General features: G+C 45.7%; 14 protein-coding genes and 1 pseudogene. 6 read left to right on the top strand and 9 right to left on the bottom strand.

Annotation, left to right across the window (positions count from 1 at the left end):
* The first annotated feature begins 4 nt into the window (after nucleotides 1-4).
* From SFV55_RS10090 to SFV55_RS10080, 3 genes are read left to right on the top strand one after another with little or no spacing between them, the layout of a single operon-like run.
* A complete protein-coding gene (locus tag SFV55_RS10090; protein ID WP_320029372.1) occupies nucleotides 5-493 on the top strand; it encodes a hypothetical protein in 489 nt (162 codons plus the stop codon).
* A 39-nt stretch (nucleotides 494-532) separates the two neighbouring features.
* Nucleotides 533-1099 carry a MarC family protein gene (locus tag SFV55_RS10085; protein ID WP_320029371.1) on the top strand — a complete coding sequence of 189 codons (567 nt, stop codon included), beginning with the start codon at nucleotides 533-535 and terminating at the stop codon, nucleotides 1097-1099.
* Between the two features lie 42 nt (nucleotides 1100-1141).
* Nucleotides 1142-3442 carry a S41 family peptidase gene (locus SFV55_RS10080; RefSeq protein WP_320029370.1) on the top strand — a complete coding sequence of 767 codons (2301 nt, stop codon included), beginning with the start codon at nucleotides 1142-1144 and terminating at the stop codon, nucleotides 3440-3442.
* Between the two features lie 107 nt (nucleotides 3443-3549).
* Here the strand turns inward: SFV55_RS10080 and SFV55_RS10075 are convergent, their stop codons facing one another.
* From SFV55_RS10075 to SFV55_RS10055, 5 genes and pseudogenes are all read right to left on the bottom strand, one after another.
* Nucleotides 3550-5253 carry a CocE/NonD family hydrolase gene (locus SFV55_RS10075; protein WP_320029369.1) on the bottom strand — a complete coding sequence of 568 codons (1704 nt, stop codon included), beginning with the start codon at nucleotides 5251-5253 and terminating at the stop codon, nucleotides 3550-3552.
* 101 nt (nucleotides 5254-5354) lie between these two features.
* Nucleotides 5355-6224, bottom strand: a complete 870-nt coding sequence (locus SFV55_RS10070; RefSeq protein WP_320029368.1) for a LytTR family DNA-binding domain-containing protein — start codon at nucleotides 6222-6224, stop codon at nucleotides 5355-5357.
* Nucleotides 6225-6444: 220 nt separating this feature from the next.
* Nucleotides 6445-6621, bottom strand: a pseudogene (locus tag SFV55_RS10065) (S46 family peptidase); the annotation flags it as partial.
* A 150-nt stretch (nucleotides 6622-6771) separates the two neighbouring features.
* Nucleotides 6772-8001: a DUF418 domain-containing protein gene (locus SFV55_RS10060; RefSeq protein ID WP_320029367.1), complete on the bottom strand. Its 1230-nt coding sequence runs from the start codon at nucleotides 7999-8001 to the stop codon at nucleotides 6772-6774.
* An 80-nt stretch (nucleotides 8002-8081) separates the two neighbouring features.
* The gene (locus SFV55_RS10055; RefSeq protein WP_320029366.1) at nucleotides 8082-8927 is read right to left on the bottom strand and encodes an aminotransferase class IV; all 846 of its coding nucleotides are present in this window, start codon (nucleotides 8925-8927) and stop codon (nucleotides 8082-8084) included.
* 148 nt (nucleotides 8928-9075) lie between these two features.
* Here SFV55_RS10055 and SFV55_RS10050 point away from each other — a divergent pair, with 148 nt between their 5' ends.
* The 3 genes from SFV55_RS10050 to SFV55_RS10040 all read left to right on the top strand — a co-directional run bounded on the left by SFV55_RS10050 (nucleotide 9076) and on the right by SFV55_RS10040 (nucleotide 11956).
* Complete coding sequence (locus tag SFV55_RS10050) at nucleotides 9076-9804, top strand: DUF697 domain-containing protein (protein WP_320029365.1); 729 nt, start codon at nucleotides 9076-9078, stop codon at nucleotides 9802-9804.
* Nucleotides 9805-9961: 157 nt separating this feature from the next.
* Nucleotides 9962-10822 (top strand): acetyl-CoA carboxylase, carboxyltransferase subunit beta, encoded by an 861-nt coding sequence (gene accD / locus SFV55_RS10045; RefSeq protein WP_320029364.1) that lies wholly within the window; start codon nucleotides 9962-9964, stop codon nucleotides 10820-10822.
* A 114-nt stretch (nucleotides 10823-10936) separates the two neighbouring features.
* The gene (locus SFV55_RS10040) at nucleotides 10937-11956 is read left to right on the top strand and encodes an XdhC/CoxI family protein (RefSeq protein WP_320029363.1); all 1020 of its coding nucleotides are present in this window, start codon (nucleotides 10937-10939) and stop codon (nucleotides 11954-11956) included.
* A gap of 59 nt (nucleotides 11957-12015) precedes the next feature.
* Here SFV55_RS10040 and SFV55_RS10035 read toward each other — a convergent pair whose 3' ends face one another.
* From SFV55_RS10035 to SFV55_RS10020, 4 genes are all read right to left on the bottom strand, one after another.
* On the bottom strand, nucleotides 12016-13062 hold the full coding sequence (locus SFV55_RS10035) for a N(4)-(beta-N-acetylglucosaminyl)-L-asparaginase (protein ID WP_320029362.1): 1047 nt from the start codon (nucleotides 13060-13062) through the stop codon (nucleotides 12016-12018).
* A 33-nt stretch (nucleotides 13063-13095) separates the two neighbouring features.
* Nucleotides 13096-14532, bottom strand: a complete 1437-nt coding sequence (locus SFV55_RS10030) for an alpha-L-fucosidase (RefSeq protein ID WP_320029361.1) — start codon at nucleotides 14530-14532, stop codon at nucleotides 13096-13098.
* Between the two features lie 220 nt (nucleotides 14533-14752).
* The gene (locus SFV55_RS10025) at nucleotides 14753-15253 is read right to left on the bottom strand and encodes a hypothetical protein (protein ID WP_320029360.1); all 501 of its coding nucleotides are present in this window, start codon (nucleotides 15251-15253) and stop codon (nucleotides 14753-14755) included.
* Nucleotides 15254-15365: 112 nt separating this feature from the next.
* Nucleotides 15366-15929, bottom strand: coding sequence for an HD domain-containing protein (locus SFV55_RS10020; protein WP_320029359.1), 564 nt, complete (start codon nucleotides 15927-15929; stop codon nucleotides 15366-15368).
* Nucleotides 15930-16280 lie beyond the last annotated feature (351 nt).

The raw sequence follows: 16280 nt of genomic DNA, 5'->3' as shown, positions 1-16280 counted from the left end.
TACCATGGAAGAGCGTAGCAAACATACCTACCAAACCCTCCTCTACCAATTTGCCAAAAACATTCTGGTGGTTTGCCCCCAATGTTCAGCACAGGCAATTGTGCACACGGGCGATTATGAAGCCTTGAAAAAGACACAATACGACATTAAGGTTGTTTGTACCAACTGCGGCTACAATAAATGCTTGGAGAAGGTCTCGCCCCGACAGGACCCAAAGCAGAAAAAAGGCAATGTGCTGATTTTTGGCAGGCCTGTTGACCCTTTTTTTCACCTTCCCGTTTGGCTGCAGGCCGATTTTTCTGGCCAAACCCTTTGGGCATACAACCTGGAACACCTGGAATTTTTGGCTGAGCATGTAGGTGCCAAACTGCGGGAACGGAATTCCAGCTCCCGGATGAGTCGGAGTATTGGAGCAAGATTACCCCGTTGGATAAGCGCTGCAAGCAACAGGGAGGCTGTGTTGAAAGCCATTGAAAAAATGAAAGGGAAGTAGTATCTTTCCACTCAATTCCATCTTTTCAACACCTGCCCTATGAATTTTGACCATGTATTCACCGTCACCTTTACTCTTTTTGCGATTATTGATATGTTAGGGAATATTCCCATCCTCATTTCGATCAGCGAACGTTTTGGGCAAATTCAGGCCTGGAAAGCGACCACTTTTGCTGGTGCCCTGATGTTGGTCTTTTTATTTGTAGGTGAAGCATTTTTGCATATGCTGGGTGTGGATTTAAAATCCTTTGCGGTAGCAGGTTCAATCCTGATTTTTATTATGGGCTTGGAAATGACCCTGGGGATTGACATTTTTAAATCTGAAGACGAAAACCAAACGGGGAGCCTGGTGCCTGTAGCTTTCCCCCTCATCGCTGGTTCGGGGACTTTAACCACCGTCATTTCCCTTAAAACCAATTTCGATACCTTGACGATTGTGATTGGCATTTTGCTCAATCTACTAATCATTTATATCGTTCTGAGGTCTTTACGTCTACTGGAAAAATTATTGGGAAGGGGTGGCTTGCTGGTCATCCGCAAATTTATGGGCGTGATTTTATTGGCGGTGGCCGTGAAGATTTTTAAATCGAATTTGGGCCTAGGATAGAATAAAAAAGCCGTTTGTATTAGATCACCTAAATCCATAGTCATGATAAAACTATTTCCACTCCATTTGATCTTGCTCTGTTGCTGTTTGCAAAGCACAAATGCCCAAACTGTATCTTTGGATAAAACGCAAACAGAGCGCCTGGCAAAAATGAGCCAGTTTTGGGGCCATGCGCATTTTTTTCACCCTTATCTGGCCTATAAAAACTTACCTTTTGACAGCGCATTTGCTGCTGCGGTGCCCCTTGTTTTAGAAGCCAAAGATGCCGCAGCTTATGCCAAAGCCTTGGAAACCCTCACCAATTCGTTGGGTGATCCGGCCACCTATGTCGAATTCAGTAGTTCAAAAACTGAAGAAGGGAGCTTTTCTACAGGTGAACGTCACCCCATTGCTCAATTTACTGCCGACAGCACCTTGATCGTTACCCTGAATAATTACCATGATTTGCAGGATTGGGACGCAGCTACGGCAAAATGCCGCAGCATTGCCCAAATGATACCCCGGGCTAAAGCGGTTCTATTTGATTTTCGGACCAATCAACCCAGTGGAGCCTATGCTTGGTTTTTGGACAATGCCTTTACCTCATCGGGTTTGAGAAACCTGCTATCCGATCAAGTGCTGATCACTCCGGGTAGCCGTTCGCGGGTGTATGATGGTTTCGCCCCAGAAAATGGCTCAACATCGGGAGGATATACTTCGAGTTTCGCCATCCGGGATGGTGAGCGAATAATACCCAGACGAGGAACACGGTCTATGCCAGTCGTATTTTTGGTCAATGGCAATAGCTTATTACCTTCTGTTGCACTTGGTTTGCAAGCAGCTGGGCGAGGTGGAATTGTTGCCCAAGAAGAGATAAGTGATGCCACTTTGGCTGGTTATGTAAGTGTGGACATGGGTGATGGTGTTAAAATCAAGCTCCGAACAGGCGAACTTTTGGCACCTGATGGTACCTTAGGATTGGTACCCAACTTAAGTTTACCGCAGAATTTTTCCAATACAGAGGGACTGCAAGGTGCCTTGGATTATTTAAGAAAAGCCAATTTTCGACAAAACAATGCCTCAAACCCGGCACAAATGACTGCTGCTCCAGCCATTCCCGTTTATCCTGGAAAAAGATACCCGGATTTGGGTTGGCGGGTATTAGGAGCGGCCAAGATTTGGGCGGTTATTCACTATTTTTTCGCTTATAAGGATTTGATGACGAAAGAATGGGACAAGGCACTACAAGAGCACCTCCCTCCGATCATTCTTGCGGCAGATTCAATGGCCTACAACCTTGCCATTGCAGAAATGTATGCCCGTATTGAAGATGGACATGGTTTTATCAATAGCCCGGTTTTACGGGATTATTTTGGGCAAACCTCTCCACCAGTGATACTTAGAGTGATCGAAAAACAGGCTGTGATTACTGCTTTTGCCAACGATTCTATTGCTCGGGTGGCGGGTTTGGAAATTGGAGACATCATCACTCATGTTGATGGCGAGGCAGTTTCGACTCGATTGAATAGATTGGAAAAGTACATCTCAGCAGCCAATGCTAATTGGCGTAGTGCAACGGCAGCCGACCGATTGCTTAGAGGCAAAGACCGATCAACGGCAGAAATTAAGCTAAAAGGTAAAGATGGGCGAGAAAAAACTGCTCGTTTGCCTCGCGATTGGGCTTTGTGGAAAACGGGCGATCAACTGCCAAATGAGCGAAGCAATACCCCAGTTTTTCGGGTACTCGCCGGCAATATCGGTTATGCCGACCTTGAACGCCTGAGGCAGGATCAAGTAGATACCATGTTCGACAATTTTAAAAATACCAAGGCGATCATTTTTGACATGCGTGGTTACCCACAAGGCACTGCCTGGACTATTGCACCCCGACTCAGCCAGAAGGATGGTACTCCTGCAGCATTTTTTCAAAGGTATTCACCACAAAAACCAGATGTAGCATCCCCAGATGGAGACATACTAAGTACTTTTACCAAAACGAGTTTCTACCAACCCATTCCACCTGCAGGAGAAAAATGGAAATACAAAGGCAAAACGGTGATGCTCATAGACGAACGTACGATGAGCCAAGCAGAGCATTCGGGGCTTTTTTATGAAGCAGCCAACGGTACAGAATTTATTGGAAGTCAAACATCCGGGTCGAATGGTGATGTTACCTCATTTGGGATTCCAGGGAGAATTTGGCTTTCTTTTAGTGGACATGATGTACGCCACGCGGATGGCAGGCAACTCCAAAAAGTTGGACTCGTACCAAAAATCGAAATTCGCCCTACCATTGCAGGCATTCGGGCCAAGAAAGACGAAGTGCTGGAGAGAGCAATTCTTTATATAAACACTAAAAAGTAAGGAATTCCCCGAAGCACAGTCAAGTTCTTTCAACAAAAGACGGGCTTGAGTAGCCTGGCTGCTATATGTCCCAGGCTACTCAAACAGCTTCTAAGAAAATTGAAATATCATTTGGATGTTGAAAATGGTAAAATCAACTGGGAAGGATATTTTTTGGAATGATAGATGCTTTGTTTGACTATTCTGGGGTTTTCAGCCTCAAAACTAGGTAAGGCTACATTCAAGTTGCGGTCGTATTTGGGGAAATTGCTACTAGATACTTCCAGGCGGATGCGTTGGCCAGGTTTGATTTGAAAAGCAATATGCCCCAAATCAATGATGAATTCATACACTTTTCCGGGTTTTAAAAACTCTGTTTTATCAAGGCCATTGCGGTGTCGTGCCCGGATTATTCCGTCACAAAGGTTGAGTGCCTTTCCTGTTTGATCTACTATAACCAATTTAGCTGTAAAATCAGTGTCTTCTCCCTCCGTGCTTGCAAACAACCGCAAGGTAATCCTTCCAACTATATCCTGAACTTTCTGAAAAGCTTCAGAAGTATACACCAATACATCCTGCCGTTTTTCAATCGCCGTTTGGTCTTTGAGGCCCAATTGATCTGGAAAAAAATGAAAATTGGCGCCGCCTTGCGTGAGAACGGGCTGCTGCGGATCAAAAATAAAATGGTCGCTTGATTTTTTACCTGGCAATTGTAGTGAAAGCTCTCCATCACCACCAAGGCTATTGGCTTTACCGGAACTGTTCAGGTAAAATAGGGTGCTTGCCCCATTTTGAGGTGGAAATAGGGAGAAGATTTTCCATTCATTGGCAAAGAGATTAAAAAGCCGCACCTCTGGTTCATCCATCAAGCCCGTGTCCTGTTTTTTCAACCAATGATTGAACCAACGCAATGCCAAATCCCTGATTCCCGAATCTCCCAAATAAGAACCAGCCCCAAAATCAAGCTCCCCAGCCGCAGTTGATTTGCTATGCTCCTGATTGTGGTACCAGGGACCTACGATTAATTTTTGAGGCCCGGTACCGTGTTTTTTTATTTGCAGGTAATTTTCAATCACCCCCTCTTTGACAAAATCGAACCAGCCCCCAATGTGGAATACGGGGATATTGACTTTGCTGAAATCAAAATCCTGGTTGAAAACCTCCATTGGGCGGGGATTTTCCCAAAGCGGATAGTCTATTCCCGCTACCTGCATGGCCTTTTTTAAAGGCAGCACTTTGAAAAGTGAATCCAATGGAACCTTGGGCTTTTTTTTGCTGCGTTGGCTGGCCTCGTGCAACAACCAGGGTAGACCCAACATCAAGTGATGGGCACCTCCAGGTTTATTCATGGTAGCGGGTTTGATCCAACCCGAGATGTTGAATACTGTTTTTAAGTTGGGATGTTGTTGATCCATCAAGGTTAGGGCTGAAAAGCCAATATAGGAAGTACCAAATCCGGCAATTTGACCACCGCACCAGGATTGTTTGGCTATCCAATCCAAAACCTCTAAGCCGTCCCGTTTTTCATTGATAAAAGGGATAAACTCTCCTTCAGAGGCAAATTCCCCCCTTACGTCTTGGGCAACTACTGCATATCCATTGGCAGCGAAAAATTGCCCATACCCCTGCATTTGTTTTTTGTTGTAGGGCGTGCGCAGCAAAATGACCGGGTAAGCACCTTCTTGGGTAGGTAGATAAACATCGGTGCTGAGTTTTACTCCATCAGAAAGCTGGACTTTTTCCTGTAAGATTTTGGTGCTTTGAGCATGGCAAGGAACCAATATTTGCCAGCAAACCAGCACGAAGAGGATTGAGAGAATGGAAAGTTTCATGATTTTTTTCCTGCCAAATAGCAAGGATTGGCTTGGGGTGACAAGAAAATTCACGGTTTTGGGACAATTGGACCAATGACAGGGATATTTTGGCTTTAGCCCTAATCCAAAGATTGCTGGATGGTGATCGGAGCGTCGTTTTTAGGCTGATTCCGTTTGTCGGATTTTCGATTATTCAGTTTGTGCAGCGTGCTGGAAATGTCATTGCTGTATTTTCTGGAAACGGGAATTGCTTCATCATGATGGCGGAGGTACAATTTTAATCCACGGTTATTGCCCCCCACAAAACGAACCTGGGTTAGATTGACAATATAGGATTGATGGCAACGGAGTACGGGCAGGTCTTTTAACTGCTCCTCAAAGTGTTTTAAGCTGCCACGTAGTAATTTTCGTTGTAGGGAGTCTTTAACCACATAATAAACACAGGTATAATTGTCTGCAACTTCTAAAAAAAGCAAATGCTGAAACTCGATCTTGAACCAATCATCCTGATCTTGAGCGCTTAAACAAATCAGGGAATCCTCGTATTGTTTTTGTTTTTTCCTGACCTGAAGGTGTTGAAAAAAAACAATCAGGCCCAAAGGCATCAAGCCCAGTAAAAAGGTTTTTTCCAGGGCTTCAGCATAAGAGAATGCAGGAAAATGAAATTGTGGGAAGTAGTAATGCAATAGGTGGCTGTACAAACTGGTACCAATGGCAATTGTCAACAAATGCCAGGTGATTTCCAGGGCTATTTTGAGCCACCATTGTTGAATTTTTTTTAAAATGATGGGTAAAATCCAATAAGTGTTAAAAAAGACGAATAAGGCACCAATTATCCCGTACCCGGCAAGCAATAAAGCAAATATGGGTTGAAAACCAACCATTTTGATCGAAAAGGGCTCCAGAAACAGGAGCACAAAGATGGGAAAAAGCGCCATGAGTAGCGCAAATGGTGATTTGATCCTTAATTCGTTGCCAACTGTCATCATCCCGAAAAATTGATAGCCTGCTTTTAAGGACGAAAAAGATTTGCAAGGGTTGCAACCAGGTGGGATAATCAAGTTAAAAAGGCAAAAATATTCCACAGCTCTTCCTTGAGTGTTTCTGAGGTGCCAATGGTTTTTTAGGTGGTGAAATAATACACTGCTCTGCAGTTTTTTGTTTACCACCTAAGAAACCGTTGGTACCTCAGAAATACCTAATTATGAATTATTTAGCCAATTTCAATTCATCAATGATGTGCTTGGCACCCCCCAACTTTTCAATGCACCAGAGCATGTACCGCACATCCACACAAATGGTGCGATTGAGGTCTTTGTCAAAAGCCAGTTTGTGACTAAGTGCTTCGTAATTTCCATCAAAAGCGAGGCCCAGCAATTCCCTGAGTGAGTTAGACCTGGATACTTTGCAGGCCCCGCATCCGCTATTGGGGAAATTGACTTTGCGTGAGTTGATGTATTTTACGATTTACCACGCTGAGCACCATCAGCGGAATGTGGAGATGGGCTTATGGTTGAAACGCACTGCCGTGCGTCTCTACATGGCTGCGTGCGTCTCTAAACGTCGTAAAGGTGCCCAACGCAACTGCGTTCCACTCCGCCACAACCATTCCAGCGGCCCGTACTGGTATTTTTTCAACCACCATTTGCAAAACTGTACCTGCAAAATATAGACCAAAATTGCCAATCCGAAGTTGATGCTGGCGCCCCAGGCCCCGATTTGCCCCAAACCCCAGCCAAAAAAGATAAAGGTGCCAATTAAAGACTGCATCACGTAATTGGTCAGGGCCATTTTGCCGTAAGGCGCCAATGCCCCAATCATGCCTGGGCCCCGTTTGCCCAAACACAACAACAGAAAGATACTCACTTCAAATACGGCAATCAAATAGTTGCCAGTATCACCAAGTGACATCCCGATCATGGCAGGTAAACTATTGTAATCTGTAATGCTTTTGAACAAAAAGGCCAGAGCGACTGCTAGGATCGCAATCGCAATCAAACTGCCCCAAATCAGGCGGATCAACAAACGTCGATGCTGGGCTAATTTTTCAAAAAAACCAGTTCGACCTACCCAGATGCCCAGCAAAAAAAGGCCAAAGGTCATGTATCCTCGACTATTGGTATCAAATTGAAAAAAGAGCTTCATGCTAAAGCCTCTTGTGGCATTGGCTTTAAAAATTTCCCACAGGGAGCCATTTTTTACGGTGTCAAAATACCAGGCATTCTGCGGATCGAGGGAATCCCAATCCGTAGGTGGAATGTCATAAGCGGCCCGGATCGCCCAAAGAATTAACCTTGGGACACCACACATAAAGATGCCTGCAAAAATTAGCAGGGTTCGATTGGAAGCGCGGTAAAAAAGGACCAGCCCCAAACCAACCATGGCGTAAATACTCAAAATATCTCCCGCGTAAAAGAGACTGTGGATAAAACCTATGACAAACAACAGCAATAACCGCCAGACAAAACGACCAATAAAAGGCTCCGCTTTGCGACGGGCCGTTTCCATTTGCAGGAAAAAGCTCAGGCCAAACAAGAAGGAAAAAATAGCGAAAAACTTCCCTTGCAACAAAATGCCGGAAATGGCCATGAAGACCTGGTCAACACCACTGTGGGCAGCGTAGTTTTGGTGCTCTTTAGGCGCTCCCGAACCCAGGTATTGTTCGATCATATGCACGATCATAATGCCCAACAGGGCAAAGCCACGCAAAGCGTCGACGGTCAAAATCCTTTTGGTCGGTGTAGATGTAGGGATGCTTTGGGTCATCAGGTATGTTTGCTTCAAAGATGTAAGAATCCTCTAATGACCCCTATTTTTGGGAAAAGGTTACACGGATGAACGGATTTTTACAAATTCACTAATGTTTCATTGACCCACTCGTGAAGTTTTTTGCTGGTTTGTTTACTGAAATTGCGGTCACCAAACAGCTTTACCCAGCGAACTCCACGCACGGCATTGCTCAAAAAAACTTCCTCAGCCTGTCGCAAATCAGCAGGGCGAATCGGGCGTTCTTGGATATTCCAACCCGCCTTGGGCATTTCACGGAGCAAAAACTTGCGGAAAACACCGTCTACACAGCCTTCCGAAAGTGGGGGCGTTACAATCAGCCCATCGCGGACGAGATAGAGATTGGAGCTGGAGCTTTCCACCAAACGTTCGTGCTGATTGAGCAAAAGGCTATCGCCCAACTGGTGTTTGCGGGCAAAAATAGCCCCCAGTACATAAGGCAGCGCGTTGCAGGTTTTTAGGTTGGACAATAGGGAGCCTGCATGGATCTGGGCAATGTTACAAATGGCTACACTAATTCCGTCTTTATTCCATTGATATTGTTCCTCGTCCAGTTTTTCCGCTTCGATCAAAAATCGGGCGTCATGGTAATTGGGCGTGTATAAGCCGCCCTCAGTGCGAAAAACAGTAATGCGAATACGGGCGTGGGACCACTTTTGACAAACCTTGGCGATTTGTTCCTTCCAAAACTCCAGGTTCCAATCTACCGGAGGTTTGATCTCCAGTGCAGCCATACCGATGTGCAGTCGCTGCAAGTGTAGTTGAAGCAGGGGAATTTGCTGATTGATCATACGAATGCTTTCAAATAAACCATCTCCATAGTGGAAGGCTCGGTTGTTCGCACTCAAACAGGCCTGATTGGATTCAATCAGCTTGCCATCCAGATTAATGTATTGCTTGCTCAATTGCTACAGATATTAGGGCACAAAATTAAGGAAGACTTTAGAAATACGTGCTTCATTCCCGGTTTTATCTCAGAACTTTCTCCACTTGTCGATATTTTCAGCATCTGGTAGTAGAAAGGCTTAATTTTGAAAGCAAACTTTTACTACTGTGAAAAAGCAATTGTTTGATTTTGCCAAAAACACGCTAAAAAATAGCTTTATGAGTGAACAAAATGTGGAGCGTTCAAAACACGCTGAAACCGTCATTCGTACGCACACCTTGGCTGCCGCCGCTGCGGGCGGATTTGTCCGCCTCCCGGTAGCTGATATTCTGGCTATTGGCGCGGTTCAACTGGATATGATTCGGCAACTGTGCCGGGTGTACAATATTGAATTTGCCGAGGCACAAGGTAAGGCCGTGGTATCTTCCATCACCAGTGCCACCCTTGGTAAAGCTGTGGCAGGTAGTGCCATCAAATTTATTCCGATCCTTAACCTGGTGAGTGCAATTCCCAATGCCATTTTTGCCGGGGCATCCACTTATGCGGTAGGGGAGGTGTTCAAGATTCATTTTGAAAGAGGGGGCACCATCCTGGATTTTGAAATGGAAAGAGCCAAAAAGCTCTACAAGGAAAAATTCGAAAAAGGCAAAAAGGTGACCGAAGAGTGGGCGAAAGAAGAAAAAATTCGCAAAAAAGGCGCCACTGAAAATACGGATGTGCCCCAGGAAGCCAAGCCCAATGAGGCTGCCGCACCCGTAGCTGAAAAAGCACCGCAACCTAATGGACAGGAAATTCTGGCCAAATTGAAGGAGTTGGCAGAAATGCGCGACAGTGGAGTGCTTTCCGAAGAGGAATTTGCAACCATGAAAAAGAAATTGATCGATATGTTCGGTTAATCTATCGTAGGGGCACCACTCGCGGGTGCCCCCATCATAAAATAGAGTAGCCCCAAGGGGTGCCCCATCGATGCCCCCAACGAAAAGCAATTCTCCAACTTGTCCCATTCAAATTTTTTCCTACCTTTACCGCCAGCCAAAAAAGTAACGATCGCTCATGGGTTGGTTCAAACGATTGAAGGACGGTATTCAGACCGCCACCCGCAACAAGAAAGAAGCTCCTGAGGGGCTTTGGCATCAGTGCGTACGCTGCAAAGAAGCAAGTACGATGAAGGAATTGCGGGAGAATTTTTACAAGTGTCCAAAGTGTAATTATCATACCCGGATTGGGTCCTACGATTATTTCGATCTGCTTTATGATGATCAGGAATACGGTTTGCTCTTTGAGGAATTGCGCTCAAAGGACATGTTGCACTTCACCGATCTCAAGCCTTATCCAGATCGCCTAGCCGATGCCTACAAAAAAAATCGGGTTACCGATGCCATTACTGTGGCGGTGGGAAAAGTCAACGACCTGCCTTTGGTCGTTGCAGCAATGGATTTCAAATTCATTGGAGGTTCGATGGGGTCAGTAGTTGGGGAGCGCATCTCCAAGGCCATTGATTTTTGTATCGAAGAAAAAATTCCTTTCATGATCATCTCCAAAACCGGGGGTGCGCGCATGATGGAAGCAGCCTTTTCTTTGATGCAAATGGCCAAAACTTCGGCTAAACTCACCCGTTTGGCCAAGGCCCAATTGCCCTTCTTTTCCATGCTTACAGACCCTACTACAGGTGGAGTAACTGCCTCTTTTGCGATGTTGGGAGATGTCAACTTTGCAGAACCCGAAGCGTTGATTGGTTTTGCTGGCCCTAGGGTCATCAAAGAGACCATCAAGCGCGAATTGCCCGAGGGTTTTCAAACTTCGGAGTTTCTGCTCGAACATGGGTTTCTCGATTTTATCGTTGACCGCAAAGATTTAAAGGATCGAATGGCCGAATTGCTTCAACTGTTTGCAGTGGTTCACCCGCAAACTTAAATAGCGCTAAGGTTAAACTTTATCTTCCCAAATGCCATTTATCATTGTATCCTGCACCACAATTGAGCTTAATTGTGCATTGAACTTTTTTGCATCTGATCAAAAGACAAAATCATGCGCGAATACATTGCCGAAATCGATCGCTGGATCACCGAAGGTAAAACCTTTAGTGCCGCAACCGTAATCAGTACTTGGGGCAGCGCTCCCCGCCCCGTTGGCACAATGATGTTTATTGGACCTGAGCTGGAAATGCTTGGCTCAGTATCTGGGGGCTGCGTTGAAGGTGTAATCCTCAAAGAAGCGGATGAAACCAGCCAAAGTGCCAAAATAAAAAACCTCAAATTCGGGGTGTCCGATAATGATGCCTGGTCGGTAGGGCTTACCTGTGGAGGTACGATCGAAATTTTTTTAGAAAAATTCGTGGCATTTGACGTTCCTGCCATTTGGCAAACTTTGCGCAACAATCTATTGGAGAACAAAAGTTGTGTGTTGATTTCCAAATTGTCAGGCGAAAATGCCCGGCATTATTTGGTTCATCCAAATGGCTCCACAGTTGGTGAAACACCTGAGGAACTGGTAGCGGCAGCAGGAAAAGCTTATCAGGAACGCAAAAGCCAATTGGTAGAAGTAGCTGGTGAAAAATGGTTCCTCCGCGTTTTTCCCAAAAAGCATCAGCTCTTCATCATCGGCGCAGCACATGCGGCGGCAGAATTAGTGCACCTGGCCAAGTATTTCGACTTTGAGACTATTGTCATTGACCCCCGGGGTACCTTTGCCCAAAATACCCATTTTCCTACGGCACCAGATAAAATGTATGAGGATTATCCGGCGGAAGTATTGCCCGAATACGAAATCGACGAATATACCTTTGCCGTAGTCATGGCGCATGATCCCAAAATTGACGACCAGGCACTACATCTTTTATTGCGCTCCAAAGTAGCCTATATCGGTGCCTTATCCAGCAAGGGGTCTAATGAAAAACGCAGGGAACGGCTCCTGGCAGCTGGTTATAGTGAAGAAGAATTTAAACGGATTCACGCGCCAGTAGGCATTTCGATCAAGTCAAAAACAGCGGCAGAAATTGCCCTGAGTATTTTGGCGCAGATGATTTTGGTAAAAAACCAGTATTTGTGAGCAATCAGCCGTCAGCGAGGTGACTTGTTGCTGAAAGCTGACTGCTCATCGCTGACAGCTTACAAGTAACTATCCGCCATATACACCTTCCCCCCGTCTTCGGCCATCGTAACCGAATAGCTGAAGCCGGGCTGCAAGGAATAGGCTCCGTATTCACCCGCCTTATTGATGGCGATGAAACCAACTTGGAAAGTTTTGGCCTTTTCCGGATTGATTTTTACAATCCTTTCGATGGCGACTTTACAAGCCTCTTTAGGCGACTTACCCATGCGCATCATCTCAACTATGAGGGCTGCTCCTGCTACGCGGATCACTTCTTCACCCTGACCAGAACCGGTTACTGCACCCACTTCATTGTCTACAAACAAACCAGCGCCAATGATGGGCGAATCACCTACCCGGCCATGCAATTTGAAAGCCATTCCACTGGTGGTGCAGGCACCAGAGAGGTTCCCAGCCGCATCCAGTGCAATGGTGCCCATGGTATCGTGGTTGGGGCTACCATCCTCAAATTTATTGGGGGCAAAAGGACCGTTACCCTTGTTCTTTTTGGCCTTGATTTGTTGCTGTTCGATGTTGATGATTGGTTTGTACTCCGATTTTTTTAGCCAGGCTTTGTAGGCCTTGTCGGCGTCTTTCGACAACTTTCCCGATTCCTTCGGAAAACCGTTGGCCAGGGCAAACTGCAAAGCCCCATCACCCACTAGCATCACGTGAGGCGTAGTTTCCATGATTTTTCTTGCAACTGAAATGGGGTGTTTGATGTAAGACAGGCCTGCTACTGAGCCACAATTGGATTTTTCATCCATGATGCAAGCATCAAGAGTGACGATTCCATCGCGATCGGGGTTTCCACCCAAACCTACGCAGCAGTTGATGCTGTCTTCGATTGAACGCGCCCCGGCTTCAACCGCATCCAGAGCCCGGCCGTTTTGCTCGCGCAAAATTTTCCAGGCTACGGCATTGACCGGAAGCCCGCTATCCCAGGTGGAGACCACGATGGGCTTGGTAGCAAAAGGCGTTTTACTCTTGGCCAGGATTTGGCTAAAGGAAACAAAAGGCAGGCCAAGCGCTGACCACCTCAAAAATTTTCTTCTGGTTTGCATTGGTTAGTAGAGTTTTATGGTTCACAACAGCTGCTAAAAATCGGTGATTTTAAATACGTAGGCGTAGCTGTTAGGCACAAGTTTAGTAGTTTTTTCAGGAACCACAATACTGGTAGTACCATTTTCAGTACTCCAACGAAGGGCATCCTTATTGCCGAGGAGATTGATGCTGGCTTTTTTGCTCAGCGTCAAATTTTTAATCTCGATTTTTACAGGCAATGCTTCCCCCTCCTCGGCCCGGTAAATGGCGTAAATGGTTTTGCCCTTGTGGGTAAACACCAATTTACCCTGAGGGCCAAGGTCTTTGTCACCGGTTGTTCCGTATATCGCTTCAGAATTTACATTCATCCAATTGCCAATCTCCTTTAAACGATCGTAAGCCTCAGGGTGGAAATCCCCTTGGGGGCTTGGGGCGATGTTGAGCAGGAGATTGCCATTTTTGGAAACTACGTCAGCCAGGATGTGAATCAATTTGCGTGCGGGTTTGAAGTTTTCTTTGGGAATGTAGCTCCAGGAATCGCCCATGGTCAGGCAAGTTTCCCAGGGAATGGGCATATAATGGCTGGGAATTTGTTGCTCCGGCGTCACGTAATTTTCATAGGGTCCGGTCACCGTGCGGTCAACCACCAATAAACCAGGCTGATGGGTACGCGCCATAGCCGCAATTTTGGGCATATCGATGTCCTGATCAAAGGGAATCGTTTTTTGCCAGGATACTGAAGTATCAATAGTGCTAAAGGGGCGTACCCAACCGCCATCCAACCAGAGGATGTCCATTTTTCCGTAATCCCGCATCAGTTCCTCAATCTGGTTATAGGTGAAGGTTTTGAACTTTTCCCATTTTTCTGGATATTTTTTGGGCGGATAGCTTGAATTGCGATCCTTGGGTGGGAAGTAAGGCCACCAATAATCGGGAGTGTGCCAATCGGGTTTGGAAAAATAAGCTCCGATCATAAAATCCTGGTCGCGAAAAGATTTAAACACCTCATTGGCAATGTTGGCTTTGGGATTTTTGCCAAAAGGGCTGTTCATCACGCTGTAATCGGTCTGCTTGGTATCAAACATGCAGAAGCCATCGTGGTGTTTGGTGGTGAAAACCAGGTATTTCATACCCGCTGCTTTGGCCGCAGTGGCCCATTTGTCGGGGTTGAAATCGGTAGGGTTAAAAGTAGATTGAAGGTTTTCATAGGCTTTTTTGTAGCCGTACCAATCATTGGCATAAGGTCCACGGCGTTCGCACCAGCCTTCATCCTCGGGGCAAAGACTCCAACTTTCGACAATGCCCCATTGACTATACGTGCCCCAGTGCATCAGAAGGCCGAACTTTACGGTTTGCCATTGTTGCAATTTTTGTTGCACCAGTGGGTCGGTAGGAGGGACGTACTTGGAATGGTTTTGTTCGGCGTGTTGTTGGGAAAACACGACCTGGTTAATTAACAGAGCCAGGCTAAAAATGAGCAGCTGTTTCATCAGGAATAAGTCAATTTTAAGCAAATGAAATCATTGCGGAAATTAGCACAAAAAACAGCTCCTTTTCAAATGGGGGAGATAAAAAATAATTTGTTCATTTTGCCCCAATACTGGGCACAAAAAAAATGCACTGCGGGTAAGCAAAATGCTTTCGCAGTGCACGGATATACAAATGGGATAGGAAATTTTACAAACAGGATAGGGAATAAGAAGTTTGGGACTATCGAACTATGCTGATTCCTCCGATGATGATTTTGTCACCAGGGCGCATAACTACTTTTAAAGCTAAGGTGGTGGTGCCACTGACATTATAAGCCGCTTTGGTAGCAAAACAAGTTGGCACGGTCGAGTTTAGGTCGGTTCCATCGTCAACCTTGACGCTTGCTGCATTGGGAGCCATCATTTCGGTAAGACGCACTTGAGAAATGTAAGAACCTCCTGCGCCTTGAACCTGATAACAAACGACCAATCTGGCAATCATTCCTGCATTCAGGCCATCCAATGGGATGTTGATCCATTGGAAATCATTTTCAGAAACTGGCACATTCGTTGAAATTTCGATGGCTGTGCTGGGGCAGCAATAAGCGCTCACTTTTACCTTGTTGGAAGCAGGTCCATTGGGACCAACTGGAACTGCACTCAACGGACTGAAAAATTGGGTTTGTGCATTTAAAAAACTGGCACTAGCAACTAAGACAAACAGGAAAAAAAGCTTTTTCATTTCAACAGGTTTTTAGGTTAATGGATCATGCAGTGGGATAAATCTGCATTCATACCTAAGTGTATTGGGGCTGAAAAAGCGTTCCTCAGAAATGAAAAAAAAAATAAAAAATTTATAAAAAAGCCTGGTAAACTTCAATTTTATGGGCCAAACGTTGAGCCATAAGTGCATCTGCTGGAGCCAAATGATCATAAATGATTTGAGCTTCGCTGCGATAGGCGGCGATTTTGGTCTTGTCCCAATAATAAGGTGGATGGTAGAGGTTGGTGATGCGGTCGGCCATTTTGACCATCCAGATTTCTTTAGGCTGGGCCTGGATGCGTTGGAGGCTGTCGAGCATCTGGTCTTGTTTGGCTAAATTTTTATTCTTGGTCAGGGCCAACACGCCAGCAGCCACGGCTGGGCCAAAAGTAGCACTCAAGTCTTCAAAATTGGTGGAGGTATCCTCCAGGGTATCGTGCAATAAGGCGCATTGTACCAAAAGGTCTGCATCATAATTTGCTGTTGAATGGGCCAAAACCCACATGGCTTCCATCGCCACACTGCTGAGGTGGTTGATGTACTCAATTTGTTGTTCGGGAAGGCGGCCACCATAGGTTTGACCGCTGTGCTGGAGGGTGACGAAGTGCCAGGCTTTGGCGTAAAGGTCGCGGTTCCAGGAGTTGGATTGTTGCATGGTTTTAGGATTATTTGGGGTAAAATACAACTCTAATAATTATTTGAAAGGCAAAAAGCGAAAAGAGTACATATGTGCTCTACCTTTTGAGCTACACGCTGATATGAATGGATATTGGTCAGCGTGACGGGACTCGAACCCGCAACCCCATCGTCCCGAAACGAAGTAACTCTATTCTACGGCACTTTCAAATCTTAGTTGTGGGGCAAAAAACAGCACTCATTTTTTCTGAGCCAGAGGATTAGATAAGACACTTGAAATGAAACATTTACTTATCTAATCCTCTGGCAAAATGAGCGCTTGTTTTTTGTTGCCCGTAAAGCAGTAACAAACGGTCAGCGTTGGTCTTTG

Origin of the sequence: Haliscomenobacter sp. (genome assembly GCF_033763495.1) — a bacterium.
Taxonomy (GTDB): Bacteria; Bacteroidota; Bacteroidia; order Chitinophagales; family Saprospiraceae; genus Haliscomenobacter.
This window is presented reverse-complemented; position numbering and strand designations above follow the sequence as displayed.

What these genes read in the sequence shown, in the direction of transcription:
- SFV55_RS10090 (WP_320029372.1), top strand. Translation starts at nt 5, where the DNA reads ATGGAAGAGCGTAGCAAACATACCTACCAAACCCTCCTCTACCAATTT.
- SFV55_RS10085 (WP_320029371.1), top strand. Translation starts at nt 533, where the DNA reads ATGAATTTTGACCATGTATTCACCGTCACCTTTACTCTTTTTGCGATT.
- SFV55_RS10080 (WP_320029370.1), top strand. Translation starts at nt 1,142, where the DNA reads ATGATAAAACTATTTCCACTCCATTTGATCTTGCTCTGTTGCTGTTTG.
- SFV55_RS10075 (WP_320029369.1), bottom strand. Translation starts at nt 5,253, where the DNA reads ATGAAACTTTCCATTCTCTCAATCCTCTTCGTGCTGGTTTGCTGGCAA.
- SFV55_RS10070 (WP_320029368.1), bottom strand. Translation starts at nt 6,224, where the DNA reads ATGATGACAGTTGGCAACGAATTAAGGATCAAATCACCATTTGCGCTA.
- SFV55_RS10060 (WP_320029367.1), bottom strand. Translation starts at nt 8,001, where the DNA reads ATGACCCAAAGCATCCCTACATCTACACCGACCAAAAGGATTTTGACC.
- accD (WP_320029364.1), top strand. Translation starts at nt 9,962, where the DNA reads ATGGGTTGGTTCAAACGATTGAAGGACGGTATTCAGACCGCCACCCGC.
- SFV55_RS10040 (WP_320029363.1), top strand. Translation starts at nt 10,937, where the DNA reads ATGCGCGAATACATTGCCGAAATCGATCGCTGGATCACCGAAGGTAAA.
- SFV55_RS10035 (WP_320029362.1), bottom strand. Translation starts at nt 13,062, where the DNA reads ATGCAAACCAGAAGAAAATTTTTGAGGTGGTCAGCGCTTGGCCTGCCT.
- SFV55_RS10030 (WP_320029361.1), bottom strand. Translation starts at nt 14,532, where the DNA reads ATGAAACAGCTGCTCATTTTTAGCCTGGCTCTGTTAATTAACCAGGTC.
- SFV55_RS10025 (WP_320029360.1), bottom strand. Translation starts at nt 15,253, where the DNA reads ATGAAAAAGCTTTTTTTCCTGTTTGTCTTAGTTGCTAGTGCCAGTTTT.
- SFV55_RS10020 (WP_320029359.1), bottom strand. Translation starts at nt 15,929, where the DNA reads ATGCAACAATCCAACTCCTGGAACCGCGACCTTTACGCCAAAGCCTGG.